At 72.1% G+C, this 10,714-nt stretch carries 7 protein-coding genes; 4 read left to right on the forward strand and 3 right to left on the reverse strand.

The window, feature by feature from the left end; translation table 11 throughout:
- The first annotated feature begins 8 nt into the window (after positions 1 to 8).
- Together HF577_RS23165 and HF577_RS23170 are read left to right on the forward strand one after the other, a co-directional pair.
- Positions 9 to 2,675: a VanW family protein gene (locus HF577_RS23165; protein ID WP_169398046.1), complete on the forward strand. Its 2,667-nt coding sequence runs from the start codon at positions 9 to 11 to the stop codon at positions 2,673 to 2,675.
- A gap of 104 nt (positions 2,676 to 2,779) precedes the next feature.
- Entirely contained in the window at positions 2,780 to 3,205 is a 426-nt protein-coding gene (locus HF577_RS23170; protein ID WP_169398047.1) for a CBS domain-containing protein, read from the forward strand.
- A gap of 13 nt (positions 3,206 to 3,218) precedes the next feature.
- Here HF577_RS23170 and HF577_RS23175 read toward each other — a convergent pair whose 3' ends face one another.
- Both HF577_RS23175 and HF577_RS23180 read right to left on the reverse strand, forming a co-directional pair.
- The gene (locus tag HF577_RS23175) at positions 3,219 to 3,770 is read right to left on the reverse strand and encodes an NADPH-dependent FMN reductase (RefSeq protein WP_169398048.1); all 552 of its coding nucleotides are present in this window, start codon (positions 3,768 to 3,770) and stop codon (positions 3,219 to 3,221) included.
- A 288-nt stretch (positions 3,771 to 4,058) separates the two neighbouring features.
- The gene (locus tag HF577_RS23180; RefSeq protein ID WP_169398049.1) at positions 4,059 to 5,918 is read right to left on the reverse strand and encodes an acyl-CoA dehydrogenase; all 1,860 of its coding nucleotides are present in this window, start codon (positions 5,916 to 5,918) and stop codon (positions 4,059 to 4,061) included.
- A 216-nt stretch (positions 5,919 to 6,134) separates the two neighbouring features.
- Here HF577_RS23180 and HF577_RS23185 point away from each other — a divergent pair, with 216 nt between their 5' ends.
- Entirely contained in the window at positions 6,135 to 7,151 is a 1,017-nt protein-coding gene (locus HF577_RS23185) for a peptidoglycan recognition protein family protein (protein ID WP_169398050.1), read from the forward strand.
- A gap of 29 nt (positions 7,152 to 7,180) precedes the next feature.
- On the opposite strand, the gene HF577_RS23190 is transcribed toward HF577_RS23185, so the two are convergent.
- Positions 7,181 to 7,999: a glucose-1-phosphate cytidylyltransferase gene (locus HF577_RS23190; protein ID WP_312859317.1), complete on the reverse strand. Its 819-nt coding sequence runs from the start codon at positions 7,997 to 7,999 to the stop codon at positions 7,181 to 7,183.
- Between the two features lie 346 nt (positions 8,000 to 8,345).
- Here HF577_RS23190 and HF577_RS23195 point away from each other — a divergent pair.
- A partial coding sequence (locus HF577_RS23195; protein WP_169398025.1) for a hypothetical protein occupies positions 8,346 to 10,714 on the forward strand: 2,369 nt, incomplete at its 3' end.

Genomic DNA, 10,714 nt, shown 5'->3' on the forward strand with positions numbered 1-10,714 from the left:
CGGACTTCATGCCCGAGCGGCAGTCCTCGCCCGGCGAGGTGACGGCCCGTCCGGAAACGGATGTGCCGGAGAACGACATCGACCGGGGATCGGCGGCGCAGGGGCGCCCGACCGATGCCACCGGGGGGACGGAGGGCTCCGACTCCGTGGCCGAGCAGGTGGCCGAACAGGTCGCGGCAGCACCGGATGCGACCGAACCCGGCCCCGTGGAACCCGCCGCCGACGCGCCGACGGGCGCCGAACCCGTGCTGGACGCCACCGCCGCGGTGGAGATCGCGACGGCGGCCCCCGAGGGGACTGCAGGTGCAGCGGCACGCCCTGCTGCCGGTCCGGCGGAGCAGCCGGCTCCGGTGCGGGTTGCCGAGACGCCCGGAGCGTCCGCAGCGCGGCCGCAGCCGCGTCTGCAGCCGGCCCCCGAGGCCGGCGACGGCGACGAGAGCCCCACGGTCCGCACCGCCATCGGCGGAGCCACCGACGGTGAGGGTCCGACGGTCCGCACGCCCGTCGGCGCACCGACCCCCGACGCGCCCGGCAACGGCGCTGCCGGTCAGCCCCGAGCGGCAGGAGCCCCGGCCCGTGACACGGCCGCGACCGGCGCCCCGACGAACGGCCGGCAGCCGCGGGGCCCGGTGCAGGGGGGCCCGGTACAGGGCGGCCCGGTACAGGGGGACCAGTCGACGGTCGCCGTCCGTCCCGCAGGCACATCCGCCGCCGTGGCACCGGCCCGGCCCGCCACGCGCCAGCCCACCCCGGCCACCGCCTGGTTCAACCCGGTCGACCACGAGGCCACCCAGGTCATCCCGCGCGCTCCCGCCGCGCCGCCTGCCCCGGCCCCGAGCCCGGTCGATCCGCCCACCGAACGCATCCCCGTCACCCGGGGCCCCGGCTTCTCCTCCTCGGTCGCGCCTCCGACCGCGGCGATCAACACCACCTCGATCACCGCACCGCCGCCTCCGCCGCCGCCGAGCGACAACGGCGCGGGCGGCTCGGACTCCGGCGCGCGTCCTCCGCAGAAGCGCAAGCGCCGGATCCTTCTGCTGACCGGTGTGGTCGGCGCGCTGGCCCTGATCTACGTCGGCGACCTGGTGATCAACTCCGGCTCGGTGCCGCGCGGCGTCACCGTGGCGGGAGTGTCGGTGGGCGGCCTCGGTCTCGAGGATGCCGAGCAGCGGCTCCGCACGGAGATCGAACCGCGCACCCGGCAGCCGATCCAGGTCACGGTCGGAGAGGCGCGCAGCGAGATCGACCCGGCAGCCGCAGGCCTTGCCGTCGACTGGGACGCCACGCTGGCCAACGCCGGCTCCCAGCCGCTCAACCCGATCACCCGCATCACGTCGTTCTTCACCCAGCGCGAGGTCGGCGTCGTGACCACGAGCGACGCCGACAAGCTCGACGCCGCCCTGGAAGAGCTGTCCCCGATCGTCGACAAGCCCCCGACCGAGGGGTCCGTGCGTTTCGAGGGCACCACGCCCGTCCCGGTCGACCCGGTGCCGGGCCAGAACCTCGACGTCCCCGCCGCCGCCGGGGTGCTCATGAACGACTGGGCCACCGGCCGTCCCGTGGCACTGCCGCTCACCGTGCTGCCGCCGTCCACCACGCCGGAGGATGTCGCCGCCGCGATCGACCAGGTCGCCCGGCCCGCTGTGTCGGAGCCGGTCACCATGGTCGGCGAGGGCGGGGCCAGCGGCACCGTCACCCCGGACGTCATCGCGTCAGCGCTCTCGTTCCGCGCCGAGGGCGGTGACCTGCTCCCGGAGATCAACCCCGCCGCCGTCACCGATGCGCTCAAGCCCCAGCTGGCGTCGTCCGAGCGCCCGGGCCGGGATGCGTCGCTCGACTTCTCCTCGGGCAGGCCCGTCGTCGTCCCCTCGCAGGACGGCCGCGGGGTCGACTACGAGGCCAGCCTCGCCCCCCTGCTCGACGTGCTCACCGGCACCGGGGAGCGGGAGATCACGGCCGTCTACGCCGACCAGCCCGCCGAGCTCACCACCGAGGAGCTGAACGACCTCGGCATCACCGGGGTCGTCGGCGAGTTCACCACCGGCGGGTTCGCCGCCGACTCCGGGCGCAACATCAAGCGGGCGGCGGAGCAGATCAACGGGATGATCGTGGAGCCCGGCGAGACGTTCAGCCTCAACCAGGCCACGGCCCCGCGCAACGCGAGCAACGGCTACGTCGAGGCCGGCATCATCTCCGATGGCCACCCGTCTCGCGGTGTGGGCGGCGGTGTCTCGCAGGTCGCCACCACGCTCTACAACGCGGCGTACTTCGCCGGCATGGTCGACGTGGCGCACAAGGAGCACAGCTTCTACATCAGCCGCTACCCGGCCGGTCGTGAGGCCACGGTCTTCGAGGGCTCGATCGACCTGAAGTTCCGCAACGACAACCCGACCGGTGTGCTGATCCAGACCGTGTGGACACCGAGCTCGCTCACCGTGCGGCTCTACGGCACCAAGGTCTACGACGTGACGTCCACGCCGGGGCCGCGTACCAACCCGACGAACCCCAACACGGTCACGATCCCGCCGGGAGAGCCGTGCAGCCCGAGCCAGGGCGCGCCCGGTTTCACCGTCACCGACACCCGCACCCTGCGCAACGTCAGCACCGGAGAGACCAAGCACGAGACCCGCACGGTGCGGTACAACCCGTCGCCGATCGTCGTGTGCGGAGGGTGAGCGACCGAGGCCCTCAGTAGCCCACTCGACGATCTGGTCTTCCCTGGGACACCGGATGTTCGTACTCTCGGTCCACTGCTGTCGAAGGGGATCGAGGGATCGACATGCGAATCGCGGACGTGCTGCGGAGCAAGGGCAGCAGCGTGGCGACCGTCGACCCGACGGCCACGGTCGCCGAGCTGATCTCCGAGCTGGCCACCCACAACGTCGGGGCGTTGCCCGTCGTCGACGGTGGCCGGCTGGTGGGGATCGTCTCCGAGCGCGACGTCGTGCGGAGACTGCACGACGCCGGCCCGGAGCTGCTCGATGCCAGGGTCGGGGACATCATGATCACCGGGGTCACCACCTGTGCCCCCGGCGACAGCGTGGCCGACATCGCCGCGGTGATGACCAACCGCCGGTTCCGGCACCTGCCGGTCGTGGTCGACGGGGAGCTGGCCGGCATCGTCAGCATCGGCGACCTGGTCAAGGCCCGGATCGACCTGCTCGAGTCCGAGCGCGAGCAGTTGCAGAGCTACATCGCCGGATGATGCCCGGGGCCCGCTACCGCAGGGTCTTGAGTGCGCCACCCCAGGCGAGCACCTGGTCGAACACGTCGGTGAGGGTCGCGACGTGCCGCTCCGTCGGCGTGAAGTCGTAGAAGTTCTCGAAGTCCCGGTACGAGTCGAGGGTGACCTGCGCCCGGACGGTGGCGACCTGCAGTTCGGCGAGGATCAGCCGCAGGTGCTCGACCGCGCGGATTCCTCCCGCGGCCCCGTAGCCGACGAATCCGGCCGCCTTGTCGTTCCACTCCCGGTGCAGGAAGTCGATCGCGTTCTTGAGCACCGCGGAGGTCGAGTGGTTGTACTCCGGGGTCACGAAGACGAACGCGTCGAAGCCGTCGATGAGCGCGGACCACTCCCTGGTGTGCGGCTGCTCGTACCGGCCGACGATGGGGGGCAGCGGCTCGTCGAGGATCGGAAGGTCGATCTCGGCCAGGTCGACGAGCGTGAACTCGGCGTCGTCACGCTTGGCCGCCACCTCCATCACCCAGTTGGCGACAACCGCTCCGACGCGGTTGGGGCGCGTACTTCCGAGAATGACGGCTACCTTCATGCTCGACCTCCGAGGCGAGTTCCTGTGGAATGAGGCGAGGAAGTTCGGAAATGCCCGATTGGCGAAATTCCGGACGAATCCAGTAGGAGGAGCACCGGCCCCCACCTGCGGCTTTGCCGGTGGGGGCCGGTCTACTGGTCCTGGTTACCTCTCAGCTTTCGGCATACGGCCGAGATGCGGGGTGTGTCCTCTGCATCCGGCGGTCGTATCCGAGGCACAGTTTGTCGCGGAAATGATCCGGAGACCAGGCATGCCCGAGTGGTGTACGTCTCTCCCGCGCCGAAACGGCTAGAACGCCGCTTCCGACAGTTCCATGAGCGAGTTGTCGGCCGTCTCGACCACCGCGCGTTGCGCGGTGAGCTGTGGGAGCACCGTCCTGGCGAAGAACCGGGCCGCGGCGACCTTGCCCTCGTAGAAGGCCCCGTCCCTGGTCGTCGCCGCCGTGACCGGCCCGTCCCCGCCGAGCGCGGCGAGCGCGACCTCGGCCTGGCGCAGCAGCAGCCACCCGATGAGCAGGTCTCCGACCGCCATCAGCAGCCGCACGGTGTGCTGGCCGACCTTGTAGATGCTCGACGGGTCCTCCGCGGAGGCCATGAGGTAGCCCGTGAGGCTCCCGAGCATCCCCTGGACGTCGGCGAGGGCCACGCCCAGCAGCGCGCGCTCCTCCTTCAGCCGCCCGTTGCCCGGCTCCCCGTCGAGGAAGGCCTGGATCTCTCCTGTCACGTGGGCGAGCGCCTGTCCGTTGTCCCGCACGATCTTGCGGAACAGGAAGTCGAGCGACTGGATCGCCGTGGTGCCCTCGTACAGGGAGTCGATCTTGGCGTCGCGGATGTACTGCTCGATGGGGTAGTCCTGCAGGTAGCCGGACCCGCCCAGGGTCTGCAGCGAGAGCAGCAACTGCTCCGAGGCGCGCTCCGACCCGACCCCCTTGACGATCGGCAGCAGCAGGTCGTTCACCCGCTCCTCCAGCGAGACGTCCTCGCCCGCCGCCTGTCCGATCCTGATCCGGTCCTGGTAGGTGGCCGTGTAGGTGTAGACGGCGCGCAGCCCCTCGGCGTACGCCTTCTGCAGCATGAGGAGCCGGCGGACGTCCGGGTGGTGGGTGATCGTGACGCGCGGTGCGGTCTTGTCGAGCATCCGCGGCAGGTCGGCGCCCTGCACGCGTTCCTTCGCGTACTCCAGCGCGGAGAGGTAGCCGGCCGAGAGCGTGCCGATGGCCTTGGTGCCCACCATCATCCGCGCGTACTCGATCACCTCGAACATCTGCGCGATGCCGTCGTGGACCTCGCCGAGCAGCCATCCCGTGGCGGGAACGCCGTGCTGGCCGAACGTCAGCTCACAGGTCGTGGAGGCCTTGAGGCCCATCTTGTGCTCGACGCCCGTGACGAAGGCGCCGTTGCGCTCTCCTGGCTCGCCGGTCTCGGGGTCGAAGTGGAACTTCGGCACGAGGAACAGCGAGAGACCCTTCGTGCCGGGCCGGGGGGTGACCCCCGGGCCCTCGGGACGGGCCAGCACCAGGTGCATGATGTTCTCGGTCAGGTCGTGCTCGGCCGAGGTGATGAAGCGCTTGACGCCCTCGATGTGCCAGCTGCCGTCGGCCTGCTGGATCGCCTTGGCGCGCCCGGCGCCCACGTCGGAACCGGCGTCCGGCTCGGTGAGCACCATGGTGGCGCCCCAGCCGCGGTCGATCATCAGCTCGGCCCAGCGCTTCTGCTCGTCGGTGCCGTTGCGGTGCACCACCGCGGCGAAGCTGGGGCCGGCCATGTACAGGAACGCCGCAGGGTTGGAGCCGAGGATGAGCTCCGAGGCGGCCCACTGCACGGTGGGCGGGATGCCGTAGCCGCCGAGCTCCGTCGGCAGGCCGAGGCGCCACCACTCGCCGTCCCACAGCACCTTGTAGGCGTCCTTGAGCGACTGCGGCAGCGCGACGGAGTGCGTGGCCAGGTCGAAGACGGGCGGGTTGCGGTCGGCGTCGGCGAACGACTCCGCCAGCGGGCCGGTGGCCACGGCGTTGAGCTCCTTGAGCACGCCGCGCACGGTGTCGGCGTCGACCCCGTCGAAGGGTGCGCTCTCCAGCCGGTCCTGCACCCGGAACACCTCGAACAGGTTGAACTCGAGGTCCCGCAGGTTGCTCCTGAAGTGGCCCATGTCCCTGGACTCCTCATCACGCTGACGACCTACTCGGCGGTAACTACGACCATATTACCGGTCGGTAACCCGGGCAAGACCGCCGCGGGGACCGCTCGCGGCCTCACACCTTCGGGTGCGGCGGTTGTGCCGTCCGCAGGCGTGACGCATGGTTCATATGGGGCAGTTGTGATCAGTGGTACGAGACGACCGGGGGTGGCGGTGGGTCCGGAAGGCATGTCCCGTCGGGGGCTCCTGCTCGGAGGGCTGGCTGTGGCCGCCGCCGCCACGGGGGTGGCGGGCACGAGCAACGCCTGGGGCGCCGAGCCGGACGTCATCGACTGCGACGCCTGGGGAGCGCGCCCCAACAGCGACGTCGTGCCGGTCTGGAACCAGCGCCCGGTCAAGATCCTCGTGCACCACACCGCGACGCCGAACGTCACCGACCTCAGCCGCGGAGCGGGCGAGCGGCTCGCGCGCGGCATCCAGAACTTCCACATGGACCAGCGCGGCTGGCTCGACTCGGGACAGCACTTCACGATCAGCCGCGGCGGCTATGTGCTGGAGGGGCGCCACCGCAGCCTCGAGGTGCTGCGGATCGGCGAGCGACAGGTCGAGGGCGCGCACTGCACCGGACAGAACGTCGTGGCCGTCGGGATCGAGAACGAGGGCACCTACACCGCGGCCGACCCGCCCGCGGTCCTCTGGAACCGCCTGCGCGACCTGTGTGCCTACATCTGTCAGCAGTACGGGATCGACCCGACCGAGATCTTCGGCCACCGGGACTTCAAGGACACCGCCTGCCCTGGCGACGTCCTCTACGGAAGGCTGCCGCAGCTGCGCACCGAGGTCGCGGGTGTGCTGGGGCAGCACGTGAGCCGGCGGATCGCCGCGAAGGAGTCGTGGCCCCTGCTGCGGGTGGCCGACCGTGGCCCCGCCGTGCTCGCGGCGCAGCACCTCCTCCGCGAGGTGGGGATGACCGGCGTCGCCGCGGACGGCACCTTCGACCGCCGGACCGCCGACGCCGTCCGGCGCTTCCAGACGGTCCACCGCACCGAGGAGGTCAACGGGATGATCGGCGGCGAGTCGTGGCCGCTGCTGGTGCGCCCCGTTCGGCCGGGAGCCGACGGTGAGGCGGGACGCGCGGTGCGCGCACTGCTCGCGTCCGGCGCCCCCGCCCGTCCCGCCGAGTCCCTCGTCGGTGCCGAGGACTGGCGGCGGCTCCTCTCGGCCCCCACCTCACTGGCGGGCTGACGCCACCGGGCGGCACCCGGTGGCGCCGGTCACCAGCGTGTGCCGTCCCCCCAGACCTTCCACGGCGCGTTGCCGGTGTCCCAGTAGGTGTTGAGCCACTCGTAGTCCTTGTAGGTGTCCATGGCGGCCCAGAAGCCCTCGTGCCTGTTCACCGTGAGCTGCTGGTTGCGGGCCAGCTTCTGGAGTGGCTCGCTCTCAAGGAACAGTCCCTCGTCGTCGTTGAGGTAGTCGTCGAGGAACGCGCGCTCGAAGACGAAGTATCCGCCGCTCACCCAGCCGTTGACCTGCGTGGGCTTCTCGTTGAACTCCGCGACGACGTTGCCGTCGACCTGCATCTCGCCGAACTTCGACGTCGGGTGCACCCCGGTGACGGTGCCCATGCGGCCGCCGGCCTCATGAACCTGGATGAGGTTGTGGATGTCCACCGCACTCACCCCGTCGCCGTAGGTGACCATGAAGCGGGGGGTGTCGATGTAGTGGCGGATCCGGCGCAACCGGGCGCCGGTGCCGGCAGCGAGGCCCGTCTCCGCGAAGGTGATCTCCCAGTTCTCGTCCGCCACCCCGTTGCGGAACTGGGGCTGGTGGTCGCCCTGCGAGAGCGAGAGCGTGAAGTCGGACGTGTGGGCGCGGTAGTCGAGGAAGAACTGCTTGATCTCCCAGCCCTTGTAGCCGAGGCACAGGATGAACCTGCGGTACCCGAAGTGGCTGTAGAGCTTCATGATGTGCCACAGGATCGGGCGGCCGCCGATCTCGACCATGCCCTTGGGCAGCCGCTCGCTGACCTCTCGGATGCGTGTCCCCTGTCCCCCACAGAGGATGACGACCGGAATGTCGGAATTTGCTTCCACCGGGAGCTTTTCCCTCCGCCGTGTCTGGAGCGCTCTGTCCGTTTTGGGGATGACGCCGAGAACGACCACTTCGTAGTGCACAGGGTGATCACGCGGCAAGTCCTGACGTGTGACCCTGTGCACTTTCTGCCACCCGGCGGTGGCCGGACGGCTCTGCTCCGTTGCCACTGATCGGTGGATCACGCTGCCCCGAACGGCGGAGTCAAGGCTGTTCACCGCACTGCGCCGAGGAGACGCGCGCCACTCTGAGTACGCTCGCCTGCGCCCATCGAACGACCGATGACGGGGGTTGTGGTTGGTGTCCACGCGAACGCAGCCGATCCCCGAGGTCGCATCGGAAGCATCGGTGGCCGGATCTCCGGCCGCCCGGCGCCTCGTCAGGGAGGCCGCCGCGGGCACCACCGGGGTACGCAGGGTCGACATCATCGGCCCCGGCGGCCACGGCAAGACCGTGCTCCTCGAAGCGATCTCCGGAGCTCTCCGCGAGGCGGGCATCCCCGTCCGGCACGACGTCCCGGCCGCGGGCGAGCCGCTCGCGCCGGATGTCGCGCTGCTGGTCGACGACGCGCATCTGCTGCCCCCGGCCGAGCTGCAGCGGCTCGCGCAGCTGGCCGCCGGCCCGGACGGCTACCTGGTGGTGGCCCACCGGCCGTGGCCGCGCCCGACCGGCACCGCTGCCCTCGGCGCGGCGCTGGCGTCGGCCAGGCCACCGGTGGTGCTCGACGCGCTCGACCGCACCGGCGTCGCAGCGCGTGCCGGCCTGCTGCTGGGGGCCCGGTCCGGATCGCTCGAGCACCCGCCCGCCGAGCTGGTCGACCGGGTGCTCGCCCAGACCGGAGGGGTTCCGGCACTGGTCGACCGGCTCCTGACCGCGTTCATCGAGCAGGCGGGACCGGACCGCAGCCGGGTCGCCCTGCCTGCTCGCCCGCCGGCGGGGCTGCTCGCGCAGCTCGGCTACGTCGTGCAGGCACTGGGCCCCGGGGTCCGCGGGCTGCTGCTCGCCCGCGCGCTCGGCGCACCGTTGGAGGCTGAGGTACTGGTGCCCCTGCTCGCCATGTCGGACGGCGACGGCGCCGCCCGGCTGGACGAGCTGGTGGAGGCGGCGCGGGCGGCCGGCCTGCTGACGTCCGACGGGCTGGCGATCCCACTGGTCTCCGCGGCGGTGCTCGCGCACACGCCGCAGGCGTCGCACGTGGAGATGCGCCGCGCGCTCGCGGAGATCGAGCTGAACCGCGGGGGCAACCTGCTCGTCGCCGCGCGGGGCCTGCTCGGCACGGGAGCGAGCGGAGCCCGGGTGGCCGCCGTGTTCATCGCGGCGGCGGAGGAGGCGTTGCGGACGGCCTCCCCGGTGGCGGGCGAGTTCTTCGAGGCCGCCGTGCGCGCCGGATCGCCTGCTCTGGAGCTGGCCGCGCGCCGCGCGGAGGCCGCCGTGCTGGCAGGCGACCTCGACCAGGCACTCGCCCAGGCCGACCAGGTGCTGTCCGACCCCGGGCAGGTGCCACCCGACCACGCCGTCCGGGCCGGCACGGTGGCGGCGGCCGTCCTCGCCCGCCGGGGCATGCTCGCCCGCAGCGCGGAGCTGTACCGCTGGATGGGCACGGCGTCGATGGGCAGCGCCGCGGTGCTGGCCGTGCCCGCACTGATCGGCACGGGGGCGCTCGACGAGGCGCGCGAGGTGCTGCGTGGGCCCGTCCGGGTCTCCGGCGTCCCGTCCCGTCCGCCGACGCTGCTCGCCGGCGCCGAGGAGCTGATGGCCAGGGGCGTGTACGACTCGGTCGCCGGATCCCCCACGGCGGCGTTGTCGGAGCTGACCCGCGCAGCGTCCCTGCTGGAGTCCTCGAACCGCGCGGCGCTGCTGCCGGACACCCCGGCCGCGCTCGCCGCCCTCGTCGCGGTGCACTGCGGGGAGCTCGACGTCGCCCAGTCGGTGCTGGAGCGCGCGGTCCGGGTGGGGCTCGGCGGCCGGAGCGCGGCCACGCGGCACCGCCTGCTGCTCGGCTGGATCGCACTCTTCCGCGGGGCCACCGCGGCGGCCCGGTCGGCGCTCGTGTCGGTGTCACCCCCGGGCACGCAGCTCGAGCCCCGCGACGAGTTCCTCGCCGCCGCGCTGGAGGTGGCGCTCGCCCGCCGCACCGGTGACCTCGCGTCGCTGATGCCCGCGTGGGGCCGCGCCCGGGAGGCGATCGTGCGGCACCCGGTGGACCTGTTCGTGCTGCAGCAGCTCGGCGAGCTGTCGATCGCGGCCACCAGGCTGCGGGAGCCGAGCTGGGTCCGTCCGCACCTCGACGAGGCCGCGGAGCTGCTCGCCAGCCTGGGCGATCCGGCGCTGTGGGCCGCACCCCTGCACTGGTCGGCGCTGCAGGCCGCGATCCTGTCGGAGAGCCGCGACGCCGCGCAACGGCACGCGGTGGCACTGGAGGCGGCGGCGGGCGCCAGCCGGTACACCGCGGCCATGGCCACGGCCGCGCCCCACTGGGTGCGGCTGCTGGACTCGGAGGTCGACGCGCCTGCCGTCGAGGCGGCGGCGCGGGGTCTGCACGCGGTGGGGCTGGCCTGGGAGGGCGGGAAGCTGGCGGGCCAGGCTGCCATCCGCACCCGCGACCGCAAGGCGATGAGCACCCTGCTCGGGTGCGCCCGCGCGCTGCAGAGCAGCGGATCCGCCCGATCCGGCGCGGAGCAGGATGCCGCCGGCCCCGCGGATGTCGACAGCGACAC

The organism is Pseudonocardia xinjiangensis (assembly GCF_012911925.1).
Lineage (GTDB): Bacteria > Actinomycetota > Actinomycetes > Mycobacteriales > Pseudonocardiaceae > Pseudonocardia > Pseudonocardia xinjiangensis.

Coding starts and splice junctions, on each gene's coding strand:
- HF577_RS23165 (WP_169398046.1), top strand. CDS start 9: ATGCCCGAGCGGCAGTCCTCGCCCGGCGAGGTGACGGCCCGTCCGGAA.
- HF577_RS23170 (WP_169398047.1), top strand. CDS start 2,780: ATGCGAATCGCGGACGTGCTGCGGAGCAAGGGCAGCAGCGTGGCGACC.
- HF577_RS23175 (WP_169398048.1), bottom strand. CDS start 3,770: ATGAAGGTAGCCGTCATTCTCGGAAGTACGCGCCCCAACCGCGTCGGA.
- HF577_RS23180 (WP_169398049.1), bottom strand. CDS start 5,918: ATGGGCCACTTCAGGAGCAACCTGCGGGACCTCGAGTTCAACCTGTTC.
- HF577_RS23185 (WP_169398050.1), top strand. CDS start 6,135: ATGTCCCGTCGGGGGCTCCTGCTCGGAGGGCTGGCTGTGGCCGCCGCC.